We start from the raw sequence: 21,899 nt of genomic DNA on the forward strand, positions 1-21,899 counted from the left end.
ACGCATGCAGACGGGGATGTACACCGAGACCGAGCGCTGTGTGCGCGCCGTGCAGTCCAAGGACGCGCGGTTCGACGGATGGTTCTTCACGGCCGTACTGACGACCCGCATCTACTGCCGGCCGAGCTGCCCGGTCGTCCCGCCCAAGCCCGAGAACATGACCTTCTACCCGAGCGCGGCGGCCTGCCAGCAGGCGGGCTTCCGCGCCTGCAAGCGGTGCCGGCCCGACACCAGCCCGGGCTCGCCGGAGTGGAACCAGCGCGCCGACCTGGTGGCCCGCGCGATGCGGCTGATCGCCGACGGCGTGGTCGACCGGGAGGGCGTGCCCGGCCTCGCCGCCCGCCTCGGCTACAGCACCCGGCAGATCGAACGCCAGCTCCTCGCCGAGCTCGGCGCCGGCCCGCTCGCCCTCGCCCGCGCCCAGCGCGCCCAGACCGCGAGGATCCTCATCGAGACGACCGCGCTCCCGATGGCGGACATCGCCTTCGCGGCCGGCTTCTCCGCGATCCGCACCTTCAACGACACCGTGCGCGAGGTCTTCGCGCTCGCGCCGAGCGAGCTGCGCACGCGGGCCACCAGGAGGGCCGCGCCGGACACCCCCGGCTTCCTGTCCCTGCGCCTGCCGTTCCGCGCCCCCCTCAACCCCGACAACCTGTTCGGCCACCTCGCGGCCACCGCCGTCCCGGGCGTGGAGGAGTGGCGGGACGGCGCGTACCGGCGCACGCTGCGGCTGCCGTACGGGCACGGTGTCGTGGCCCTGACGCCACGGCCCGACCACATCGCCTGCCGGCTGACGCTGAGCGACCTGCGCGACCTGACCGTCGCCATCAGCCGCTGCCGCCGGATGCTCGACCTGGACGCCGATCCGGTCGCGATCGACGACCAGTTGCGCACGGACCCGCTGCTCGCGCCCCTGGTGGACAAGGCGCCCGGCCGACGGGTACCGCGCACGGTCGACGAGGCGGAGTTCGCCGTACGGGCCGTGTTGGGCCAGCAGGTCTCCACGGCGGCCGCCCGCACCCACGCGGCCCGCCTGGTCACGGCCCACGGCGAGCCCGTCGACGACCCCGAGGGCGGCCTGACGCATCTGTTCCCGACCCCCGCCGCCCTGGCCGCGCTCGACCCTGCCGCGCTCGCGATGCCGCGCACCCGCCGTACGACCTTCACCACCCTCGTCAGCCAACTCGCCGACGGCTCGCTCCAGTTGGGCGTCGAGCAGGACTGGACCGAGACCCGCGCCCGCCTTCTCGGCCTCCCCGGCTTCGGACCCTGGACGGTCGACGTCATCGCCATGCGCGGCCTCGGCGACCCGGACGCCTTCCTCCCGACCGACCTCGGCATCCGCCGCGCCGCCCAGGAGCTGGGCCTGCCCTCGACCCCGGCCGCGCTGACGGCCCGCGCGGCGGCCTGGCGGCCCTGGCGGGCCTACGCCGTCCAGTACCTGTGGGCGACCGACAGCCACCCGATCAACTTCCTTCCCGTGTGAGGACGTTCCGTGAAGCAGCACACCGTGATCGACAGCCCCTACGGCCCGCTGACCCTCGTCGCCGACGACGGCGTCCTGTGCGGCCTCTACATGACCGACCAGCGCCACCGCCCGGCGGAGGACACCTTCGGCACCCCGGACGACGGATGGTCCGGAGAGGCCGAGGAGCAGTTGCAGGCGTACTTCCAGGGCGAGTTGCAGGAGTTCACCCTGGAACTGCGCCTGCACGGAACGCCGTTCCAGCGCACGGTCTGGGAGGAGCTGCGCCGCATCCCGCACGGCGAGACCCGCACCTACGGCGAACTCGCCGACGCCCTCGGCAATCCCAAGGCCTCCCGCGCGGTCGGTCTCGCCAACGGCCGGAACCCGATCGGCATCATCGTCCCGTGCCACCGCGTGGTCGGCGCCGACGGCAGCCTCACGGGATACGGCGGCGGACTGGAGCGCAAGCAGCGCCTGCTGGACTTCGAGCGGGGCGCGGCGCTTTTCTGAACGGTCACTCCGCACCCGGCCGGCTCGGAGCCGGGAACTGCCAGGGCATTCCTCGGATGTGCGGTGTATTGTGGTGACGAATGGCAGATTCTGCGCGGGTCTCGAATAAACCGCCACGGATAAAATGATTCCTCCGTCCACTCTCACGGGGGTGGGATCATGGCGAGTCATCCAGATCGCTCCGGTCCCCAGCTCACCTTCATTCATCCATCGCACCTGTACGGATCCCCGCTGCGCCTGTCCGCCGCGCGATCGGTCCTCGGCCGGGATCCCGGCTGCGACATCCGGATAGACGATCCGTACGTCAGCGGCAGACACGCACTCCTGAGCCGTTCCGGCGCGAACGTGGTCCTGGAGGACCTGGGCTCCGCCAACGGCACCTCGGTGAACGACCGTCCCCTGGCCGCCCCGCAGACGCTGCACGACGGCGATGTGCTCACGCTGGGAAGCGTGAGCATCCGCTACGAATGGCCCGGCAGCGCCGCACGGGAGCGTGAGGCCGCACTGGGCACCGTCATGATGCCGACGGTGGGCGGGGCCCCGCGATTCGACGTGGGTCAGCAGTACGGCGCCCACATCAACAATGTGGGCGGCCACCAGTACGTCGATCAGAGACAGGAGAGCTTTCTCCGGCAGGTCGCGGCAGCTCGTACCCGAGCCCGACGCGTCATTCTGCTCGGTTTCGTGCTCTTCCTGTGCGGCTTCGCCGTGTTCGCCTATGGGATTCTGCGATTCATGGGTCATATCGGGGATCCGGTATCCGAGGACCCCAATGAATGGCCCGACCCGGGAGACATGTTCGGCACGGAGATCGGTGGCTTTCCGGTGTTCCTTCTCGGCTGGGCGGCCGCCGGCGTCGGCACGGTCCTGATGATGACCGGGCTGGTGATGCACGTCATCGCCGCGTCCCGGCAACGCTCCTTCGACGCGGCCGTGCGCCGCCAGTGACCCAGACGAGGGGACGTCCAGTGAGCTTCAACATCGGCAGCCAACAGGGCAACATCAACAACGTCGCCGGTGACCAGACCATTCACGGCGGCCAGCACGGACAGTTCACGACGGCCACGGATCCGCGAGCCGTGCTCGGTCTGCTGCGTGCGGAGCTCGACCGGCTGGCCCTCCCGCCCGAAGTCGCGAGCCAGGTGCACACCGAGGTCGCGTCCCTCGACGCCGAACTCGCCTCCCCGTCCCCGGATCGCACCACCATGGCCGAGCGTCTGGTGCGGATCACCAGGCTGGTGACCGCCGCGGGTGCGGCCGTCACCGCCGGCGGAACCCTCGCCGGAGCCCTGTCCTCCCTGGCGGGCTGGCTGGGCCCGGTCGGTGACTCCGTCCTGCGCGCCATCGGCTAGGCCCCCGGCACGGCCGCGAGCTCCGACCGGGAAGCCCGCCCGCGGCCTCGCTCACAGCCCCCCGAACGACCCGATCCTGTGCAGGAGTTCGGGCAGTGCCGTGCCGATCGGCTCCCGGATCACCTCGTCGGCGCGGTCGTCGTACGGGGTCGGCTCGGCGTTGACGACGACGAGACGGGCGCCGTGGTCGGCGGCGACACCCGCGAGGCCCGCCGCCGGCTGGACCTGGAGCGTGCTGCCGACCGCGACGAAGACCTGGCACGCCTTGCTGATCGCGACGGCCTCACCGAGCACGACGGGGTCCAGCCGCTCGCCGAACATCACGGTCGCCGACTTGAGGATGCCGCCGCACTCCAGGCACGGCGGGTCCGCCTCGCCGGCCTCGACCCGGGCGAGCGCGTCCTCCATCGGGCCGCGGGCGTGGCACTTCGTGCAGACCACCTGCCGTGCGGTGCCGTGCAGTTCGAGGACCTTGCGGGCCGGCATCCCGGCGAGCTGGTGCAGCCCGTCCACGTTCTGCGTGATCACCCGCACCGGGACCCCGGACCTCTCCAGCTCGGCCACCGCCCGGTGCGCCGCGTTGGGCTCGGCCCCCAGCGCGTCGTTCGCCCGCCGCATCTGCCACGAGCGGCGGCGGATCTCCGGATCGCCCATGTAGTAGTCGTACGTCACGAGCTTCTCCGCCTCGGGATCCTTCTTCCACAGCCCGTTCGGGCCGCGGTAGTCGGGAATGCCGGAGTCGGTGGAGATGCCGGCGCCGCTGAGGAGGGCGACGAGGGGCTTGGTCATGGCACCGAGGGTAGGGCGGGTGATCCGGATCGGGCGAACAGATATCCGACCGCCCACCGGCCGCTGAACCCGCCTCAGCCCACCCGGTGACCGTTCTCCAGCTCCACCGTGCCCGAGCCGTCCGTCAGCGCGTCCAGCGCGGCCAGGACACGGCGGCCGAGGGCACCGGGCAGACGGTCGAGGAGCTCCTCGCGGGGGACGAGGCGCCAGGACAGCAGTTCCTCCTCCTGGAGGCGGATCGCCTTGAAGTCGTCCTCGGAGAGCACACCGCCGTCGTAGAGGTAGGCGACCAGCGGCGGGCGGGCCGTCCCGTGCACCCAGTCCACCGCGAGCAGCCGGCCGAGCTCACGGTCCAGGCCGATCTCCTCGGCGGTCTCGCGGCGGGCGCCCTGACGCGGGGTCTCGCCGTCGTCGGACTCGATGGTGCCGCCCGGGAGCGCCCAGCCCTCACGGTAGTTGGGCTCGACCAGGAGCACCCGGCCGTCCGCGTCCCGGAAGAGCGCGGCGGCTCCGGCGATGATGCGGGGGAGACCCGCGATGTAGGTGGCGAAGTCCTGGGTGGTGGTTATTCTCGAAGGGTAACCAGCCCCCGGGGCCGCCCGGACGCCGCTCAGCAGGCCGGTACGGGCACGGCGGTCGCCCGTGGCTGGTCGGCACCGGGATCGAGGGGACGGACGTACCGGTAGCACTGGGCGGCTCGCGAGGTGTCACGCACGAGCACGTCGACGGTGACCGTGCGCCCCTCGCGCGCCACGTCCCGGACGTCGTACGCCTGCCTCGGGAGGGCGAACGCCCGGCGCACGCCCGGATCGGTCAGGTCCTTCGCGGCCAGGTTCGCGACGCGGTCGCGGGCCAGGCCGGCCAGGAAGCCGATCCGCTCGCCCCGCCGGCACACCGTGTCGTCGCGCGTGCCCACCTTCGCCGTCCAGGTCTCGTCCGCCGCCCGGGTCCAGGTGAAGCCGAAGCAGCGCCTCACCCGGTCGGTACCCGTGGCGAGCAGGGCGGACTCCGTGTCGTAGACGGCGGACCGGAAGGCCGTCGCCGTGAACGTCCGCCGTTCCCGGTTGTAGGTGATCACCGGCGCCTCGGTGTGCTTCCAGATCAGCTCGGTCAGGGCGGCGGTGTCCGTGCCGGGCCGCGTCCCGAGTGCCCGCGCCGCCGAGACCCCGTCCGCACGCGCCCGCCGCAGCACCGAGGCGAGCGCGTCCTGCCGGCGCTCCTCGTTCACACGGTCGCTGTGCCACACGTCGTACCAGAACCGGACGACCACGCAGAGCGGGATCAGCAGCAGGACGAGACAGCACGTGGCCAAGGGATGCCGCGTCGGGGCCGCGGGCGTCGGCTGATCCATTCCCCGACCCTAGAGCGCGGCCGGGGCTCAGGTCTCCGGCTCCGCCAACCTGACCGTACGCTCGGCCAGTTCGGTGATGTGGACCCCGTCGAAGCCGAACACCGCGCTGCGCACCCTGTCCTCCAGCGGCTCCTTCCACTGGTCCGGGATCGCGTCCGCCCCGGTGAGCACCCCGGCCACCGAGCCCGCGGTCGCCCCGTTGGAGTCGGTGTCCAGGCCGCCCCGCACGGTGAGCGTGATGGTGCGGGTGAAGTCGCCGTCGCCGTACAGCAGCCCCGCGGTCAGAACGGCCACGTTCGGAACCGTGTGGATCCAGCCGAGCCCGGCGGTCTCCTCCGCGACCGTGGTCAGGGTGTCCTCCCAGGTCATCCGGGTGTCGTGCAGGGACGCCACCCGGCGGACCGTGCGGGCGAGGCGACTGCTCGCCGGGACCACCGCGAGCGCCTGGTCCACCGCCTGGCGCACGGTCCCTGCGGTGAACGCCGCCGAGATCAGCGCCGCCGCCCACATCGCCCCGTACACGCCGTTCCCGGTGTGCGAGAGCACCGCGTCCCGGCGGGCCAGCGAGGCGGCCCGGCGCGGCACACCGGGGGAGGTCCAGCCGTAGATGTCGGCACGGATCAGCGCCCCGATCCACTCCTGGCAGGGGTTGTCGTACGTCGCCGTCAGCGGCGGCTTCAGCCCGTTGGCGAGGTTGCGGTAGGCGGCCCGCTCCGCGGTGAACGTCTGGAGGTACGGCAGCCGCAGCAGCCACAGGTCGCCCACCTGCTCGGTGCTGAAGCCGAAGCCGTGGGTCTCCAGCAGGTCGAGGCCGAGGATGGCGTAGTCGACGTCGTCGTCGCGGCAGCTTCCGTGGATGCGGCCGCGCACGCACTCGCGCCACTCGGGCCGCAGCTCGACACCGTCGCTCTCGCCGACGGGCTCGGGAAGGTAGTCGGTCAGGGGCAGCGCGGCGGCCTGCCGCAGATAGCGGTCGATCCGGTCCCGCGTCCACAGGTCGCCCTGCTCGACCGGCTTGCCGAGCATGTTGCCCGCGATCCGGCCGAGCCAGCCCCCGTGGATGCGGTCGGCGAGCTCTGGCTCAGTGCCCACAAGGGTCATAGCTCCGGTCTACCCCATTGCGGAGCACCGCACAGAGGGTTCGCAGGGCCTTCTCAGGGTCTGGGCCGGGCATGACGCCGGGGGGCGTCTCCGGTTAAGGTCGCAGCGGCGCGACTGGCCTTGACGTGCGCGAGGCCCGGAGAGCAAGGGGAAGACGTGACACAGCGCGTGCTCATCGCCGCGGACAAGTTCAAGGGCTCACTCACGGCCGTGGAGGTCGCCGAGCGGGTGACGGCCGGGCTGCGCCGGGTCGTGCCGGACCTGGAGGTCGAGTCGCTGCCCGTCGCCGACGGCGGGGACGGCACCGTCGCCGCCGCGGTCGCGGCCGGCTTCGAGCGCCGGGAGGTGGCGGTCGCCGGCCCCCTCGGCCAGGAGACCACCGCCGCCTTCGCGGTCCGCGGGGACACCGCCGTCGTCGAGATGGCCGAGGCCAGCGGCCTGCAGCGGCTGCCCGCGGGTGTCTTCGCGCCGCTCACGGCGTCCACCTACGGCTCCGGCGAGCTGCTGCGCGCCGCGCTGGACGCGGGCGCCCGCACCATCGTGTTCGGCGTCGGCGGCAGCGCCACCACCGACGGCGGCGCCGGGATGCTCTCCGCGCTCGGCGCCCGTTTCCTGGACGCCGACGGCGAGCCGGTGGCTCCCGGTGGCGGCGGACTCGCCGACCTGGCCTCGGCCGACCTGTCGGGCCTGGACCCGCGGTTCGCGTCCGTCGAATTCATCCTGGCCAGCGACGTCGACAACCCGCTCACCGGGCCCACGGGCGCCCCCGCGGTCTACGGCCCGCAGAAGGGCGCCTCCCCGGACGACGTGGAGGCCCTGGACAGCGCCCTCGCCCACTACGCCAAGGTGCTGGAGGAGGCCGTGGGCGCGAAGGCCGCCGAGCACGCCGCCGCACCGGGTGCGGGCGCCGCCGGCGGCATCGGCTACGGCGCCCTCCTCCTCGGCGCCCGGTTCCGGCCCGGCATCGACGTCATGCTCGACGTCCTCGGCTTCGCGCCCGCACTGGAGTGGGCCGACCTCGTGATCACCGGCGAGGGCTCCCTGGACGAGCAGACCCTGCACGGCAAGGCCCCGGCGGGCGTCGCCGCGGCCGCCCGCGCCAAGGACAAGGAGGTCGTCGCCGTCTGCGGCCGCCTCGCCCTGCCCCCGGAGGCCCTCGGCCGCGCGGGCATCCGCCGCGCCTACCCCCTCACCGACGCCGAGCCCGACATCCAGAAGTGCATCGCCGAGGCGGGCCCCATCCTGGAGGACGTGGCGGAACGGATCGGCCGGGACTTCCTCGTCTGACCAGGGTCCGAGGGGCGCCGGCCCCGCCCCTCACCCCCGCACCCCCGACAACCGGTACGCGTCCAGCGCCAGCGTCATCTCGATCAGGTCCCGGGGCCGGGCCAGTGACCGGGACGTGAGCTGCTCCAGCCGGCGCAGGCGGTTGAAGACCGTGTTGCGATGGCAGTACAGGCGTCCGGCCGCGCGCCCCGCCGAGCCCTCGCACACCAGCCACACGTCGAGCGTCTCCAGGAGCACGGCCCGGTCGGCGGGCTCCAGCTCCAGGAGCGCGCCGAACACGTCCTTGACCAGCCGGTCGGCCAGCTCCGGCTGGCTCACCACCAGCGCGGTCGGCATCCGCTGGTCGAGGCGTACGACCGAGGTGGCGTCCGGTGGACAGGTGCGCAGCGCCAGCTCGGCCAGACGCCGGGCCCGCCCCAGCTCGGCGAGGCCCGGCACCACCGGCGAGATCCCGCCCGGGCCCGAGCAGCGGCCGTCGAGCGCCCGGGCCACCCCGTCCAGCCCCTGACCGGGCGAGAGGGCGACGACCCCGATCTCGCAGTCCGCGCGCATCCGCCAGATGAACCGGAATCCGGCTCCCCGCAGCGGTTGCCCGTGCGCGTCCCGCCGTACCGCCCGCAGCACCACCACCGCGTAGGGGCCGTGCTCCGGCAGATCGAGCCCCGCGGCCGCCCGCGCCGCCAGCCCCGGCGTCGCCTGCCCCTCCAGCAGCGCGTCGAGCAACGCCTGCAACTGCTCGTCGGTCCGTCGCCGCAGCTCCGCCTCGGTCGCCCGGTACGCCTCCGACGCCGTCTGGGTCTGCGCGTCCACCGCCGACCACACCACCGTCGCCGACCGCATCAACGCCGCGAGCCGCTCCGGTTCCCGCCCGGCGGCGCCCTCCACCAGCGCGTCCCACACCAGATAGCCGGCATTGCGGTAGGCGTGCACCAGCAGATCCAGCGGCAGCCCCTGCTGCGCCCGGCGCCGGCCCAGGTCCTCGGCGTGCTCCAGGTCGCGGCGGGGCGACTCACGCGGCGCCGCCAGGGTCTCGATGCCGATCCGGATCGCCTCCTCCGCCTCCCGCCACTGGAGGTCGGCGGGGAGCACCCCCGCGTACACGGTGGAGTGCTCGGCGAGTTGCCGCAGGTGCTCGTCGACCAGCTCCGGTACCCCCTCCAGCAGAGCCGTGCAGGACTCCGCGAGCAGTTTCCAGTCGTGGCCGGTCCGCAGTCTTCGCCCACCCATGACCGGAGGATGCCATCGGGACCGGGTCGCGCACAGGCCCCTGACACGCGGTGTTGTGCGCGCGCACAACGGTGGCACCGGCCCGCTGGGCACCCGCAGCGATTCCGCCGCGGGCCGTGGACGCACGCCCGCGCCGGGTGCTGGGGTGAGCGCCACACCGAGCCACACCGAGTCGGACAAGGGGGGGAGTCCATGACCGGAGCCGGACTGGTGGTCCGCGACCTGTCGGTCGGATACGGCCCCGTGCGCGCCCTGCGCCGGGTGTCACTGGAGGTGCCCGAGGGCACCGTGGTGACGGTCCTCGGCGGCAACGGCGCGGGCAAGTCCACATTGCTGCGCGCGATCAGCCGGACCCTCGCCTTCCACGGCGGCGCGGTCACCGAGGGCACGGTCACCCTGGACGGTCACCGTCTCGACGGCCTCGCGCCGGACCGGGTGGTCGCCGCCGGGGTCTCCCAAGTGCCGGAGGGCAGGCGGGTGTTCGCGCGCATGACGGTCGCCGACAACCTGCGCGCGGGCGCCCTCGGCGGCAGCAGGGCGGGCCGGTCCGCGGCGCTCGAACGCGTCCACGAACTGTTCCCCGTGCTCGCCGAGCGGGCCGCGCAGCGCGCCGGACTCCTCTCCGGCGGCGAACAGCAGATGCTCGCCGTGGCCCGCGCCCTGATGGCCGCCCCGCGCGTGCTGCTGCTCGACGAACCCTCCCTGGGCCTGGCCCCGCTCATGGCCCAGCGGATCGCGGACACCGTCCGCGAGATCAACACCCAGGGCACGTCCGTCCTCCTCGTCGAGCAGAACGCGGCCCTGGCCCTGCGGCTCGCCACGCGCGCGTACGTCCTCGAGGTCGGCGAGGTCACCCTGTCGGGCCCGGCCGCCGAACTGGCCGCCTCCGACGAGGTCCGCCGCCGCTACCTGGGTGTGGTCGACGAGGACGCGGCGGCCGACGCGGGCCCGCCGACGGAACGGACGCTCACGAGATGGAGAGGCTGACCCCATTGGACCCCCTGGAGGTGCGCGGGCTGACCGTCCGCTTCGCCGGACTCACCGCGCTCGACGACGTCGGCTTCACCGTGCGTCCCGGCACCGTCCACGCCCTCATCGGGCCCAACGGCGCCGGGAAGTCCACCTGCTTCAACGTCCTGTCCGGTGTCTACCGGGCCACCGCCGGCAGCGTCCGCTTCGGCCCGCACGAGCTGACCGGCATGCCCGCGCACCGCATCGCCGCCCTCGGCGTCGCCCGCATCTTCCAGAACCTCGCGCTGCCGCCCCGCGCCTCAGTCGAGGACTGTCTGCTGCTCGGCCGGTACCGGCTCACCCGCACCGGCTTCCTCGCCGCGGGACTCCGGCTGCCGTCGGCGGCCCGCGAGGACCGGCGCCACCGCGCACGCGTCCGGGAGATCGCCGAGTTCGTCGGCATCGCGGACTGCCTGGACCGGCCCGCGGGCTCCCTGCCGTACGGGCAGCAGAAGCTCGCCGAACTCGCCCGCGCGCTCTGCATGGAACCCCGGCTGCTGCTCCTCGACGAGCCGGTCGCGGGCATGACCGCCGACGAACGGCGCCGTACGGCCGCCGTGATCGCGGGGGTCCGTGACTCCCTCGGCATCTCGATCGTGCTGGTGGAACACGACATGGGGGTGGTGATGCGGCTCGCGGACGCGGTGACCGTACTGGACTTCGGGCGCCGGATCGCCGACGGCGCCCCCGCCGACGTACAGAACGATCCGGCCGTCGTAGAGGCGTACCTGGGAGCCGCGTCATGAGCACCTTCGCCGAGATCCTGCTGAACGGCCTCTCGCTCGGGTCGGTGTACGCGCTCATCGCGCTCGGCTTCGTGGTGATCTTCCGGGCCACCGAGGTCGTCAACTTCGCCCACGCGTCCCTGCTGCTGGCGGGCGGGTACGTCACCGCCGTCCTCCACGACGACCTCGGGTTCTGGCCCGCGCTGCTCGTCGGGATCGCGGGTGCCGCGCTGGTCGGGGCCGCCGTGGAGTTCCTGGTGATGCGGCGCTACCGGGGCAGCGACCACAGCGTCCTCGCCATCGTCACCATCGGCGTGGACATCCTGCTGACCACCGAACTGACCCGCCGTATCGGCACGGACGTCCTCGCGCTCGGCGACCCGTGGGGGGACGCCGTGCTGAAGCTCGGGCCGATCTCCCTCGCCCACACCCGGATCGCCGCGTTCGTGGCCGCCGCGCTGCTCATCACCGCGTTCCTGCTGGCGTTCCGGTACACGTCGTGGGGCGTGGCGATGCGGGCGGCGGCGGAGAGCTCGGAGACTGCCGCGCTGATGGGGGTGCGGCTGGGCCGGGTGTCGCTGGGCGCCTGGGCGGTGGCGGGCGGACTCGCCGCCGTGGCCGCCCTGTTCCTCACCGTGTTCCCGACGCCGGGCCTGGAGCGGGCCACCTCGCTGGCCGCGCTCAAGGCGTTCCCGGCCGCCATCCTCGGCGGGCTGGACTCGACGACGGGTGCCCTGGTGGGCGGCCTGCTGGTCGGCGTCACGGAGTCCCTCGCGACCGGCTACCAGAGCGATCTCACCTTCCTGGGCCGGGGCCTGGGCGACCTCGCCCCCTACCTCGTGATGGTCGCGATCCTGCTCGTGAGGCCCGCCGGTCTGTTCGGCACGAAGGAGCTCGCCCGTGTCTGAGGTACTGGTGAAGCCGTTGCGGATGGTCGGCACGCGCGCGTGGCTGTGGGGCGCCGGAGCCGTCGTCCTGCTGGCCCTGCCCTTCTACCTGGACCGCTTCTGGCTCCAGGCCGGCCTGTTCGCGATGGCGGCCGCCATCGGCGCGATCGGCATCAACCTCCTCACCGGAGCGACCGGCCAGCTCTCCATGGGGCACGCCTTCTTCCTCGCCGTCGGCGCCTACGCCTACTGCGTGTTCGCGGCGGACGGCGGCGAGGGACTGACCGGGCTGGGGCTGCCGACCTGGCTCGCCGCCGTGCTCGCGGTGCTCGTCGCGGGCGCCGCGGGCGGCCTGTTCAGCCCCATCTCCGGGCGGCTCAGCGGCGCCTACCTGGGCATCGCCACGCTCGCGCTCGTCTTCATCGGCCAGCACGTCATGTTCAACGCCCACGACCTGACCGGCGGCGCCAACGGCCGCGACGTGCCGCCGCTGAGCCTGTTCGGCCTCACCTTCGACGACCGGGAGCTCCTCGTCGCCGCCGTGCCGTTCGGATCGGCCGAGAAGCTCTGGTACGCCGGTCTCGTCCTGCTGGCGGCGGGCGCGCTCTTCGCGCGGGGCGTCCTGCGCGGCCGTCCGGGCCGGGCCATGAACGCGATCCGCGACCACCGCATCGCCGCCGGCGTGCTGGGCGTGCCGGTCGCCCGGCACCGGGCCGCGGTCTTCGTGCTGTCGTCGATGTACGCGGGCCTCGCGGGCGTCCTGCTCGCCCTTGTCTTCCAGCGGACGGTGCCCGACTACTTCGGCATCACGCTCTCGCTCGAGTACCTCGCGATGATCGTCATCGGAGGGCTCGGCTCGGTCTCCGGGGCGGTGGCCGGGGCCGTGTTCGTGTCCCTGCTGCCGCAGCTCCTGACCCGCTACAGCGACGCGCTGCCGCTGGTCTCCGCCCCCGGCACGGGCGGGATCGCACCGGGCGAGGCATCCCGGTACCTCTACGGCGCCGCCGTCGTGCTGGTGGTGCTGTTCCTGCCCGGCGGCCTCGTCGGGACGGCCGTACGGCGTCGAGTCACAACCCAACCAGGGGAGGAACGATGATCAGGACATACGGCGCCAGGGCCGCCGCGGGCGCGCTCGCCGCGCTGCTGGTGCTCGCCGGATGCAGCTCCAAGGCCAAGGACTCCGACGACGGGGACAAGGCCGCCGCGGGGGGCGTGAAGACCGGGGACGGCGTCTCCGAAAAGACGATCACGCTCGGTGCGCTCACCGACATGACCGGTGTCTACGCGACCCTCGGCAAGAGCGTCACCCAGGCCCAGCAGCTCTACGTGAAGCAGCTCAACGCCGCCGGCGGCGTCTGCGGCCGCACGGTGGAACTCGCGGTCCGCGACCACGGCTACGACCCGCAGAAGGCCGTCTCCGGCTACACCGAGCTCGAACCGAAGGTGCTGGGCTTCACCCAGTTCATCGGCTCGCCGTTCGTCGCCGCGGTCAAGAAGCGCATCGACGGCCAGGACAAGGCGCTGGTGCTCCCGCAGGCCTGGTCGGCCGCGCTGCTCGGCAGTCCCTACATCCGGGTCATCGGGTCCACCTACGACATCGAGACGATGAACGCGGTCGACTTCCTGATCAAGGAGAAGGGGGTGAAGAAGGGCGACAGGATCGGCCATGTGTACTTCGAGGGCGACTACGGCGAGAGCGCGCTGGTCGGCTCGAAGCACATCGCCGAAAAGGCCGGCCTGACCGTCGTCGAGCAGAAGATCAAGCCCACCGACAACGACATGACCGCCCAGGTCACCGCCCTGAAGAAGGCCGGTGTCAAGGCCATCGTGATCAGCGCGGGCCCGCGGCAGGCGGCCTCGCTGGTCGGTGTGGCGGCGGCGAGCGGCTTCTCCGTACCGGTCATCGGCAACAACTCGGCCTTCGCGCCGCAGCTCCTCGCCACCCAGGCGGGCCCGGCCCTGATGAAGAACTACTACGTCGCCTCACCCTCGCTGCCCATCGGCGCGGACACCCCGCAGGCGAAGAAACTGGTCGCCGACTACCGGGCCGCGTACCCGAAGGACGCCCTGGACAACGGCATCGTCGCCGGCTGGACCGCCGCGTCGGCCTTCGGCGAGGCCCTCAAGAAGGCCTGCTCGAACAAGGACCTCACCAGGGAGGGCGTGGACAAGGCCCTGCTGTCGCTCGACTCCTACGACATCGGCTTCGGCGTCACCCAGGACTTCAGCGACCCGAAGGCCCCGTCCTCCCGCGAGAGCGTCATCCTCCAGCCCGACAAGAGCGTCACGGGCGGCATGAAGGTCGTACGCGAGGCGGGGGCGTCACAGGCGGCGCAGGAGTACGCGCCGGGAGCCTGAGCATCCGGCGGACACACCAGAGGGGCCCGAACCGTCATCGGTTCGGGCCCCTCTGCGGTACAGCGGCGGAGCGCTACGGCAACTGCGCCGCCCGCGCCTCGCGCCGGTTGCCGCGGAAGTTGTTCACCCGGCGGGCCGTGGCGAACAGCGGGATCACGGCGCCCATGACGAGCTGCAGGGCACAGCCGGTCTGGAGCAGGAGCTGGCCGCTGGGGGCGCCGAACGCCCAGGCCGCGAGCAGACCCATCGCCAGCACGATCCAGGAGAGCATCGCCACCGCGAGCCGCCCCCGCGGCTTCGGGTACTCCACCCGGCTCACCATCAGCCACGCGGTGCCCAGGATCGCCAGGAGCGTCGCCACGAAGGGCAGCTCCAGCAGCACGATCGCGACCACCGTGAGCGCGCCGAACGGGGACGGCATGCCCTGGAACATGCCGTTCGCCACCGTCACGCAGGAGAATCTGGCCAGCCGGAGGACCACCGCGAGCAGCACCACCACGGCACCCACCGCGGCCACCCGCTGCGAGGCGTCGTCGGCGACCATGCCGTAGACGAGCACGAAGTACGCCGGCGCGAGGCCGAAGCTGATCAGGTCCGAGAGGTTGTCCAGCTCGGCGCCCATCGGCGAGGAGCGCAGCTTGCGCGCCACCAGGCCGTCGAAGAGGTCGAAGACCGCCGCGCACAGCATGAGGATGACCGCCGTGGCCGCGCTGTTGCGCGCCATGCCGGACTCCTGGCTGTCGGTCAGGTGCGGGATCAGGATGCCGGTGGTGGTGAAGTACACCGCCATGAAGCCGCACGTGGCGTTGCCGAGGGTGAGGGTGTCCGCTATCGACAGGCGGAGAGAAAGAGGCATCTCCTCCTCGTCGTCGACCTCGTCGGCCTCGGGCACCCAACCCGCCTGGGTCTCAGGATCAATCACGGTCAATGCGAGTCACCCCAGCCACCGTCTTCTGGCCGACCTCGACCGCGACCTCCACGCCCTCCGGCAGGTAGATGTCGACGCGCGAGCCGAACCGGATCAGACCGATGCGGTCACCCTGCTCGACCTTCGTGCCCTGCGGGATGTAGGGCACGATCCGACGGGCCACCGCGCCGGCGATCTGGATCATCTCGATGTCACCGAGTTCGGTGTCGAAGTGCCAGACGACGCGCTCGTTGTTCTCGCTCTCCTTGTTGAACGCCGGAACGAACCCGCCGGGGATGTGCTCGACCGAGGTCACCGTGCCGGAGAGCGGCGCGCGGTTGACGTGGACGTTGAGCGGGCTCATGAAGATCGCGACGCGGGTGCGACCGTCCTTCCACGGCATGATGCTCTGCACCACACCGTCGGCGGGCGAGATGACCCGGCCGGGGGCGATCTCGCGCTCGGGGTCGCGGAAGAACCACAGCATGCCCGCCGCCAGCGCGGTGGCGGGCACGGCGACGGCCTTGGCGGCGCCCGACTTGCGCGCGCGTACCAGGCTCAGTGCTGCGGTGGCGACGGTCGGGAGGAGCCACGGCGATGCTCCGCGCGCGAGGCGTACGCCTGCCAGGCTGTCGCGAGGTGCAGAGGTTTGGCTGTGGGGCATGGATGACCTTCGTAGCGGATGATGCCGCGCACTAGACGGGGGACGGCGGCTTTCCGGGATCGTACCGGTCGTGGGCCACAACTGGGCAAGCCAGGAAGCCGAGTCGGCGTCTGAACCGCGTTGACGGGGTGTGATCTTCTTCTCCAAGAAAACACCCCGTAACCGGACATCTAGCCCTGGAACCGATACTCTTCGAGCAGCCTGCGACCGATGATCATTTTCTGGATCTCGGCGGTACCTTCACCGATCAGCAGCATCGGAGCCTCACGGTAGAGGCGCTCGATCTCGTACTCCTTGGAGAAGCCGTAGCCGCCGTGGATCCGGAAGGCGTCTTCCACGACCTCCTTGCAGTATTCGGAGGCGAGGTACTTCGCCATCCCTGCCTCAAGGTCGTTTCGCTCCCCGGAGTCCTTTTTGCGAGCCGCGTTGACCATCATCGCATGCGCCGCCTCGACCTTGGTAGCCATCTCGGCCAGCTTGAACTGAATCGCCTGGTGCTGAGCGATCGGCTTGCCGAAAGTGTGACGCTGCTGGGCGTACTGGACGCCGAGTTCGAAGGCACGCTGAGCGACTCCGCAGCCACGCGCCGCCACATTGACGCGCCCGACTTCCACCCCGTCCATCATTTGGTAAAAACCTCGGCCGGTGACCCCGCCGAGCACACGGTTGGCCGGAAGTCGCAGGCCATCCATGATCAACTCGGTGGTGTCGACGCCCTTGTACCCCATCTTGTCGATCTTCCCGGGGATGGTGAGGCCGGGACGGACCTCCCCGAAGCCGGCCTCCTTCTCGATCAGGAAGGTCGTCATCGACTTGTGGGGTTTGGCGGCCGCCTCCTCGGGGGAGTGTCCTTCGTCACTTCGGACGAGAACGGCGACCAGAGTTGACGTTCCGCCGTTCGTCAGCCACATCTTCTGGCCGTTGAGGACGTACTCGTCACCGTCCCTGACCGCCTTCGACGTGATGGCGGACACGTCCGAGCCGAGACCCGGCTCCGACATCGAGAAGGCGCCCCGGACGTCGCCGGCCGCCATGCGTGGCAGGAAGTGGTCCTTCTGCTCCTGCGTGCCGTGCTGCTTGAGCATGTACGCCACGATGAAGTGGGTGTTGATGATGCCGGAGACCGACATCCAGCCGCGGGCGATCTCCTCGACGCACAGCGCGTAGGTCAGGAGGGACTCGCCCAGACCGCCGTACTCCTCGGGGATCATCAGGCCGAACAGGCCCAACTCCTTGAGCCCGTCGACGATCGCTTGCGGGTACTCGTCGCGGTGCTCCAGCTCGGTCGCGACCGGGATGATCTCCTTGTCCACGAAGTCGCGGACGGTGGACAGGATCTCCTGCTGGACGTCCGTGAGGCCGTGGGTCCGGGCGAGGCGTGCCATCGTGGTCAGCCCTCCTGAAGTTCCGGGCGGCCGGGCTGCTCGCCGCCGCGCTCCTTGATGTAGGTCTCGGTGGGCACCATGACCTTGCGGCGGAACACGCAGACCAGCGTGCCGTCCTGCTTGTAGCCCTTGGTCTCGACGTACACGATCCCGCGGTCGTTCTTCGACTTGGAGGGCCACTTGTCGAGCACGGTCGTCTGGCCGTAGACGGTGTCGCCGTGGAAGGTCGGCGCCACGTGCTTCAGCGACTCGATCTCCAGGTTGGCGATCGCCTTGCCGGAGACGTCCGGCACCGACATGCCGAGCAGCAGGGAGTAGATGTAGTTCCCGACCACGACGTTCTTGCCGAAGTCCGTCGTCTTCTCGGCGTAGTTGACGTCCATGTGGAGCGGGTGGTGGTTCATGGTGAGGAGGCAGAAGAGGTGGTCGTCGTACTCGGTGACCGTCTTGCCGGGCCAGTGCTTGTAGACCGCCCCGACCTCGAACTCCTCGTAGGTGCGTCCGAACTGCATGCTCAGGCCTCCGGGGTCTCGAACTTGGAGGTGCGCTGCATGCCGGCCGCGCGTCCCTTGCCGGAGATGACCAGGGCCATCTTGCGGCTGGCCTCGTCGATCATCTCGTCGCCGAGCATCGCGGAGCCCTTCTTGCCGCCCGCCTCGGACGTGTAGTAGTCGTACGCGTCCAGGATCAGCTCGGCGTGGTCGTAGTCCTCCTGCGAGGGCGAGAAGATCTCGTTGGACGCCTCCACCTGGCCCGGGTGCAGCACCCACTTGCCGTCGAAGCCGAGCGCCGCGGCGCGCTGGGCGACCTCGCGGTAGCCGTCGATGTTGCGGATCTGGAGGTAGGGTCCGTCGATCGCCTGGAGGTTGTTGGCGCGGGCGGCCATCAGGATCTTCATCAGGATGTAGTGGTAGGCGTCCGCCGGGTAGCCGGGCGGCTGCTCGCCCACGACCAGCGACTTCATGTTGATCGACGCCATGAAGTCGGCCGGGCCGAAGATGATGGTCTCGACGCGCTGGGACGCGGTCGCGATCTCGTTGACGTTGTTGAGGCCCTGCGCGTTCTCGATCTGCGCCTCGATGCCGATCTTGCCGACCTCGAAGCCCATCGTCTTCTCGATCTGGGTCAGCAGGAGGTCGAGCGCGACGATCTGCTCGGCGGTCTGCACCTTCGGCAGCATGATGCAGTCGAGGTTCTGGCCGGCCCCCTCGACGACCGTGACGACGTCGCGGTACGTCCACTCGGTCGTCCAGTCGTTGACGCGCACGACCCTCGTCTTGCCCGTCCAGTCGCCCTCGTTGAGGAACTTGACGATGGTGTGCCGCGCCTCGGGCTTGGCGAGCGGGGCGCACGCGTCCTCCAGGTCGAGGAAGACCTGGTCCGCCGGGAGGCCCTGCGCCTTCTCCAGGAAGCGGGGGTTGCTTCCCGGCACCGCGAGACACGAGCGGCGGGGACGCAGACGGTTGACGGTCATGCGGGGACCTCCAGGGGGTCGAGCTTGTTCGCGTTGCGGATCTCGTCGACGATCCGGCCGATGATGCCGGTGATGTCGAAGTCCTTCGGGGTGAAGACCGCGGCCACTCCGGCTGCCCGTAGCTGCTCGGCGTCACCATTCGGGATGATGCCACCGGCGATCACCGGGATGTCTGTGGCACCGGCCACACGGAGCCGGTCCAGGACGTCCGGCACGAGCTGGGCGTGCGAGCCGGACAGGATGGACAGCCCGACCGCGTGCACGTCCTCGGCGAGGGCCGCGTCCACGATCTGCTCCGGGGTGAGCCGGATGCCCTGGTAGACCACCTCGAAGCCCGCGTCGCGCGCGCGGACGGCGATCTGCTCGGCCCCGTTGGAGTGCCCGTCCAGGCCCGGCTTGCCGACCAGGAAGCGCAGCTTGCCCACCCCGAGGTCCTTGGCGGTCACCTCGACCCGGCGGCGGACGTCGGCCATGGCCGAGCCCTCCTCCGCGGGCACCGCCACCGGAGCCGAGGAGACACCCGTGGGCGCCCGGAACTCGCCGAACACCTCCCGCAGGGCCCCCGCCCACTCGCCGGTCGTCACACCCGCGCGGGCGCACTCCAGGGTGGCCTCCATGAGGTTGTCGGTGCCCTTGGCGGCCTCCTTCAGCCGCTCCAGCGCCTTGCAGGGGCGCGGGTGGTTGAAGGGCGGCTGGTAACGGGTGTCGCGCCAGTGCTGGAGTCCCGCGATCACCCGGGCCTCGACGGCCGGGTCCACCGTCTGGATCGCGGTGTCCAGGTCGGCGGTGAGCGGGTTCGGCTCGGTCGTCTCGAAGACGTTGACGCCGATGATCTTCTCCTGCCCGGACTCGATCCGGGCCCGGCGCTCGGCGTGCGAGGAGACGAGCTGCGACTTCAGGTAGCCCGACTCGACGGCGGCCATCGCGCCGCCCATCTCCTGGATCCGCTCGATCTCCGCGAAGGACTCCTCGACCAGGCGGGCGACCTTCGCCTCGACGACGTGCGAGCCCTCGAAGATGTCCTCGTACTCCAGCAGGTCGCTCTCGTAGGCCAGCACCTGCTGCATCCGCAGCGACCACTGCTGGTCCCAGGGCCGGGGGAGACCGAGGGCCTCGTTCCAGGCCGGGAGCTGGACGGCACGCGCGCGTGCGTCCTTCGAGAGGGTCACGGCCAGCATCTCCAGGACGATCCGCTGGACGTTGTTCTCCGGCTGCGCCTCGGTCAGCCCGAGGGAGTTGACCTGGACGCCGTACCGGAAGCGGCGGTGCCTGGGGTCCTCGATGCCGTAGCGCTCCCGCGTGACCTGGTCCCAGATGCGGCCGAAGGCGCGCATCTTGCACATCTCCTCGACGAACCGGACGCCCGCGTTCACGAAGAAGGAGATCCGGCCGACGACGTCGCCCATGCGCTCCTGCGGCACCTGGCCGGAATCCCGGACGGCGTCCAGGACCGCGATGGCCGTCGACATCGCGTACGCGATCTCCTGGACCGGCGTGGCGCCCGCCTCCTGCAGGTGGTAGCTGCAGATGTTGATCGGGTTCCACTTCGGGAGGTGGGAGACCGTGTACGCGATCATGTCGGTCGTCAGCCGGAGGCTCGGTCCCGGCGGGAAGACGTGCGTCCCCCGGGACAGGTACTCCTTGACGATGTCGTTCTGGGTCGTGCCCTGGAGCCTGGTGATGTCCGCACCCTGCTCCTCGGCGACGACCTGGTAGAGCGCCAGCAGCCACATGGCGGTGGCGTTGATCGTCATCGAGGTGTTCATCTGCTCCAGGGGGATGTCCTGGAACAGCCGGCGCATGTCACCGAGGTGCGCGATCGGCACGCCGACCCGGCCCACCTCGCCGCGGGCGAGGACGTGGTCGGAGTCGTAGCCGGTCTGCGTCGGCAGGTCGAACGCCACCGACAGGCCGGTCTGGCCCTTGGCGAGGTTGCGCCGGTACAGCTCGTTGGACGCCTCGGCCGTGGAGTGACCGGCGTAGGTGCGCATGAGCCACGGCCGGTCCTTCTGACGCTCTGTCATCGCTGGCCTCCGCGTCCTCAGATGTTCCGGAAGCGGTTGATGGCGTCGATGTGCTGCGCGCGCTTCTCCTCGTCGCGCACGCCCAGCCCCTCCTCGGGGGCCATGCACAGCACGCCGACCTTGCCCTGGTGCAGGTTGCGGTGCACGTCGTAGGCGGCCTGGCCGGTCTCCTCCAGGGCGTACACCTTGGACAGGGTCGGGTGGATCTTGCCCTTCGCGATGAGCCGGTTGGCCTCCCAGGCCTCGCGGTAGTTGGCGAAGTGCGAGCCGATGATCCGCTTCAGCGACATCCACAGGTAGCGGTTGTCGTACTCGTGCATGTAGCCCGAGGTCGAGGCGCAGGTGGTGATGGTGCCGCCCTTGCGGGTGACGAAGACGGAGGCGCCGAAGGTCTCGCGGCCGGGGTGCTCGAAGACGATGTCGATGTCCTCGCCGCCGGTGAGCTCGCGGATGCGCTTGCCGAAGCGCTTCCACTCCTTGGGGTCCTGGGTCTGCTCGTCCTTCCAGAACCGGTAGCCCTCGGCGTTGCGGTCGATGATCGCCTCGGCGCCCATCGAGCGGCAGATGTCCGCCTTCTGGTCGCTGGAGACGACACAGATCGGGTTGGCGCCGCCGGCCAGCGCGAACTGCGTGGCGTACGAGCCGAGTCCGCCGCTCGCGCCCCAGATCAGGACGTTGTCGCCCTGCTTCATGCCGGCACCGTTGCGGGAGACGAGCTGGCGGTAGGCGGTGGAGTTGACCAGACCCGGAGCGGCCGCCTCCTCCCACGACAGGTGGTCGGGCTTGGGCATGAGCTGGTTCGACTTGACCAGCGCGATCTCCGCGAGGCCGCCGAAGTTGGTCTCGAAGCCCCAGATCCGCTGCTCGGGGTCGAGCATGGTGTCGTTGTGGCCGTCGGAGGACTCCATCTCGACGGACAGACAGTGCGCGACGACCTCGTCACCGGGCTTCCAGGCGTTCACGCCCGGGCCGGTGCGCAGGACCACGCCCGCGAGGTCGGAGCCGATGATGTGGTACGGCAGGTCGTGCCGCTTGGCGAGCTCGTTGGTGCGGCCGTAGCGCTCCAGGAAGCCGAAGGTCGACAGCGGCTCGAAGATGGAGGTCCACACCGAGTTGTAGTTGACACTCGATGCCATGACGGCGACGAGCGCCTCGCCCGGGCCCAGTTCGGGCAGCGGGACGTCGTCGAGGTGGATCGACTTGCGCGGGTCCTTGTCGCGGGTCTCCAGGCCCGCGAACATCTCCGTCTCGTCCTTGTGCACGGTGATCGCGCGGTACGACTCGGGGAGCTGCATGGCGGCGAAGTCGGCCGGCGTCGAGTCCGGCGACTGGATCGCGTCCAGGATGTCCTTCACGGTCACGGTGTTGCCTCCGGCGAA

Annotated in this window: 22 protein-coding genes; 10 read left to right on the forward strand and 12 right to left on the reverse strand. The window is 71.1% G+C overall.

Translation table 11 applies throughout. The annotated features are described in order from the left end of the window. Positions 1–4 precede the first annotated feature (4 nt). The 4 genes from ACZ66S_RS16725 (at position 5) to ACZ66S_RS16740 (ending at position 3,330) form a co-directional block, all read left to right on the forward strand. Complete coding sequence (locus ACZ66S_RS16725) at positions 5–1,486, forward strand: DNA-3-methyladenine glycosylase 2 family protein (protein ID WP_469902261.1); 1,482 nt, start codon at positions 5–7, stop codon at positions 1,484–1,486. 9 nt (positions 1,487–1,495) lie between these two features. Beyond that, positions 1,496–1,978, forward strand: coding sequence for a methylated-DNA--[protein]-cysteine S-methyltransferase (locus ACZ66S_RS16730; RefSeq protein WP_469902262.1), 483 nt, complete (start codon positions 1,496–1,498; stop codon positions 1,976–1,978). A gap of 159 nt (positions 1,979–2,137) precedes the next feature. Further along, positions 2,138–2,926, forward strand: a complete 789-nt coding sequence (locus tag ACZ66S_RS16735; protein WP_469902263.1) for an FHA domain-containing protein — start codon at positions 2,138–2,140, stop codon at positions 2,924–2,926. Positions 2,927–2,946: 20 nt separating this feature from the next. Beyond that, positions 2,947–3,330: a hypothetical protein gene (locus ACZ66S_RS16740; protein ID WP_469902264.1), complete on the forward strand. Its 384-nt coding sequence runs from the start codon at positions 2,947–2,949 to the stop codon at positions 3,328–3,330. A gap of 51 nt (positions 3,331–3,381) precedes the next feature. Here the strand turns inward: ACZ66S_RS16740 and ACZ66S_RS16745 are convergent, their stop codons facing one another. The 4 genes from ACZ66S_RS16745 to ACZ66S_RS16760 all read right to left on the reverse strand — a co-directional run bounded on the left by ACZ66S_RS16745 (position 3,382) and on the right by ACZ66S_RS16760 (position 6,571). Beyond that, complete coding sequence (locus ACZ66S_RS16745) at positions 3,382–4,119, reverse strand: SIR2 family NAD-dependent protein deacylase (protein WP_469902265.1); 738 nt, start codon at positions 4,117–4,119, stop codon at positions 3,382–3,384. A 74-nt stretch (positions 4,120–4,193) separates the two neighbouring features. Then, entirely contained in the window at positions 4,194–4,688 is a 495-nt protein-coding gene (locus ACZ66S_RS16750; RefSeq protein WP_469902407.1) for an NUDIX domain-containing protein, read from the reverse strand. Positions 4,689–4,729: 41 nt separating this feature from the next. Continuing rightward, complete coding sequence (locus ACZ66S_RS16755) at positions 4,730–5,470, reverse strand: hypothetical protein (protein ID WP_469902266.1); 741 nt, start codon at positions 5,468–5,470, stop codon at positions 4,730–4,732. 27 nt (positions 5,471–5,497) lie between these two features. Beyond that, positions 5,498–6,571, reverse strand: coding sequence for an ADP-ribosylglycohydrolase family protein (locus ACZ66S_RS16760; protein ID WP_469902267.1), 1,074 nt, complete (start codon positions 6,569–6,571; stop codon positions 5,498–5,500). A 168-nt stretch (positions 6,572–6,739) separates the two neighbouring features. On the opposite strand from ACZ66S_RS16760, the gene ACZ66S_RS16765 reads away from it, so the two are divergent. Beyond that, positions 6,740–7,858: a glycerate kinase gene (locus tag ACZ66S_RS16765; RefSeq protein ID WP_469902408.1), complete on the forward strand. Its 1,119-nt coding sequence runs from the start codon at positions 6,740–6,742 to the stop codon at positions 7,856–7,858. A gap of 30 nt (positions 7,859–7,888) precedes the next feature. Here the strand turns inward: ACZ66S_RS16765 and ACZ66S_RS16770 are convergent, their stop codons facing one another. After that, positions 7,889–9,085, reverse strand: a complete 1,197-nt coding sequence (locus tag ACZ66S_RS16770) for a PucR family transcriptional regulator (RefSeq protein WP_469902268.1) — start codon at positions 9,083–9,085, stop codon at positions 7,889–7,891. Positions 9,086–9,277: 192 nt separating this feature from the next. Between ACZ66S_RS16770 and ACZ66S_RS16775 the strand changes: the two genes are divergently transcribed. From ACZ66S_RS16775 to ACZ66S_RS16795, 5 genes are read left to right on the forward strand one after another with little or no spacing between them, the layout of a single operon-like run. Next, complete coding sequence (locus ACZ66S_RS16775; protein WP_469902269.1) at positions 9,278–10,072, forward strand: ABC transporter ATP-binding protein; 795 nt, start codon at positions 9,278–9,280, stop codon at positions 10,070–10,072. After that, entirely contained in the window at positions 10,060–10,842 is a 783-nt protein-coding gene (locus ACZ66S_RS16780; protein WP_469902270.1) for an ABC transporter ATP-binding protein, read from the forward strand. Before ACZ66S_RS16775 ends, ACZ66S_RS16780 begins: the two co-directional genes overlap by 13 nt. Then, a complete protein-coding gene (locus ACZ66S_RS16785) occupies positions 10,839–11,729 on the forward strand; it encodes a branched-chain amino acid ABC transporter permease (protein ID WP_469902271.1) in 891 nt (296 codons plus the stop codon). Before ACZ66S_RS16780 ends, ACZ66S_RS16785 begins: the two co-directional genes overlap by 4 nt. 22 nt (positions 11,730–11,751) lie before the next feature. Then, positions 11,752–12,804 (forward strand): branched-chain amino acid ABC transporter permease, encoded by a 1,053-nt coding sequence (locus ACZ66S_RS16790; protein WP_469902409.1) that lies wholly within the window; start codon positions 11,752–11,754, stop codon positions 12,802–12,804. Then, positions 12,801–14,066: an ABC transporter substrate-binding protein gene (locus ACZ66S_RS16795; protein ID WP_469902272.1), complete on the forward strand. Its 1,266-nt coding sequence runs from the start codon at positions 12,801–12,803 to the stop codon at positions 14,064–14,066. The genes ACZ66S_RS16790 and ACZ66S_RS16795 overlap by 4 nt, the downstream gene beginning before the upstream one ends. Before the next feature lie 73 nt (positions 14,067–14,139). On the opposite strand, the gene pssA is transcribed toward ACZ66S_RS16795, so the two are convergent. From pssA to ccrA, 7 genes are all read right to left on the reverse strand, one after another. Further along, the gene (gene pssA, locus ACZ66S_RS16800; RefSeq protein WP_053848014.1) at positions 14,140–14,958 is read right to left on the reverse strand and encodes a CDP-diacylglycerol--serine O-phosphatidyltransferase; all 819 of its coding nucleotides are present in this window, start codon (positions 14,956–14,958) and stop codon (positions 14,140–14,142) included. 22 nt (positions 14,959–14,980) lie between these two features. After that, the gene (locus ACZ66S_RS16805; protein ID WP_037706416.1) at positions 14,981–15,637 is read right to left on the reverse strand and encodes a phosphatidylserine decarboxylase; all 657 of its coding nucleotides are present in this window, start codon (positions 15,635–15,637) and stop codon (positions 14,981–14,983) included. Positions 15,638–15,807: 170 nt separating this feature from the next. Continuing rightward, positions 15,808–17,022, reverse strand: a complete 1,215-nt coding sequence (locus ACZ66S_RS16810) for an acyl-CoA dehydrogenase family protein (protein WP_469902273.1) — start codon at positions 17,020–17,022, stop codon at positions 15,808–15,810. Positions 17,023–17,027: 5 nt separating this feature from the next. Beyond that, a complete protein-coding gene (locus ACZ66S_RS16815; RefSeq protein ID WP_358950256.1) occupies positions 17,028–17,534 on the reverse strand; it encodes a MaoC family dehydratase in 507 nt (168 codons plus the stop codon). Positions 17,535–17,536: 2 nt separating this feature from the next. After that, positions 17,537–18,496, reverse strand: coding sequence for an HpcH/HpaI aldolase/citrate lyase family protein (locus ACZ66S_RS16820; protein WP_469902274.1), 960 nt, complete (start codon positions 18,494–18,496; stop codon positions 17,537–17,539). After that, complete coding sequence (locus ACZ66S_RS16825) at positions 18,493–20,520, reverse strand: protein meaA (protein ID WP_469902275.1); 2,028 nt, start codon at positions 20,518–20,520, stop codon at positions 18,493–18,495. The genes ACZ66S_RS16820 and ACZ66S_RS16825 overlap by 4 nt, the downstream gene beginning before the upstream one ends. Positions 20,521–20,537: 17 nt before the next feature. Further along, positions 20,538–21,875 carry a crotonyl-CoA carboxylase/reductase gene (gene ccrA / locus ACZ66S_RS16830; protein ID WP_469902410.1) on the reverse strand — a complete coding sequence of 446 codons (1,338 nt, stop codon included), beginning with the start codon at positions 21,873–21,875 and terminating at the stop codon, positions 20,538–20,540. Positions 21,876–21,899: the final 24 nt, after the last annotated feature.

It is taken from the genome of Streptomyces sp. NPDC107471, from assembly GCF_055582845.1.

What these genes read in the sequence shown, in the direction of transcription:
- ACZ66S_RS16795 (WP_469902272.1), top strand. Translation starts at nt 12,801, where the DNA reads ATGATCAGGACATACGGCGCCAGGGCCGCCGCGGGCGCGCTCGCCGCG.
- ACZ66S_RS16735 (WP_469902263.1), top strand. Translation starts at nt 2,138, where the DNA reads ATGGCGAGTCATCCAGATCGCTCCGGTCCCCAGCTCACCTTCATTCAT.
- ACZ66S_RS16775 (WP_469902269.1), top strand. Translation starts at nt 9,278, where the DNA reads ATGACCGGAGCCGGACTGGTGGTCCGCGACCTGTCGGTCGGATACGGC.
- ACZ66S_RS16825 (WP_469902275.1), bottom strand. Translation starts at nt 20,520, where the DNA reads ATGACAGAGCGTCAGAAGGACCGGCCGTGGCTCATGCGCACCTACGCC.
- ACZ66S_RS16810 (WP_469902273.1), bottom strand. Translation starts at nt 17,022, where the DNA reads ATGGCACGCCTCGCCCGGACCCACGGCCTCACGGACGTCCAGCAGGAG.
- ACZ66S_RS16780 (WP_469902270.1), top strand. Translation starts at nt 10,060, where the DNA reads ATGGAGAGGCTGACCCCATTGGACCCCCTGGAGGTGCGCGGGCTGACC.
- ACZ66S_RS16760 (WP_469902267.1), bottom strand. Translation starts at nt 6,571, where the DNA reads ATGACCCTTGTGGGCACTGAGCCAGAGCTCGCCGACCGCATCCACGGG.
- ACZ66S_RS16785 (WP_469902271.1), top strand. Translation starts at nt 10,839, where the DNA reads ATGAGCACCTTCGCCGAGATCCTGCTGAACGGCCTCTCGCTCGGGTCG.
- ACZ66S_RS16790 (WP_469902409.1), top strand. Translation starts at nt 11,752, where the DNA reads ATGGTCGGCACGCGCGCGTGGCTGTGGGGCGCCGGAGCCGTCGTCCTG.
- ACZ66S_RS16805 (WP_037706416.1), bottom strand. Translation starts at nt 15,637, where the DNA reads ATGCCCCACAGCCAAACCTCTGCACCTCGCGACAGCCTGGCAGGCGTA.
- ACZ66S_RS16820 (WP_469902274.1), bottom strand. Translation starts at nt 18,496, where the DNA reads ATGACCGTCAACCGTCTGCGTCCCCGCCGCTCGTGTCTCGCGGTGCCG.
- ACZ66S_RS16745 (WP_469902265.1), bottom strand. Translation starts at nt 4,119, where the DNA reads ATGACCAAGCCCCTCGTCGCCCTCCTCAGCGGCGCCGGCATCTCCACC.
- ACZ66S_RS16770 (WP_469902268.1), bottom strand. Translation starts at nt 9,085, where the DNA reads ATGGGTGGGCGAAGACTGCGGACCGGCCACGACTGGAAACTGCTCGCG.
- ACZ66S_RS16755 (WP_469902266.1), bottom strand. Translation starts at nt 5,470, where the DNA reads ATGGATCAGCCGACGCCCGCGGCCCCGACGCGGCATCCCTTGGCCACG.
- ACZ66S_RS16815 (WP_358950256.1), bottom strand. Translation starts at nt 17,534, where the DNA reads ATGCAGTTCGGACGCACCTACGAGGAGTTCGAGGTCGGGGCGGTCTAC.
- ACZ66S_RS16725 (WP_469902261.1), top strand. Translation starts at nt 5, where the DNA reads ATGCAGACGGGGATGTACACCGAGACCGAGCGCTGTGTGCGCGCCGTG.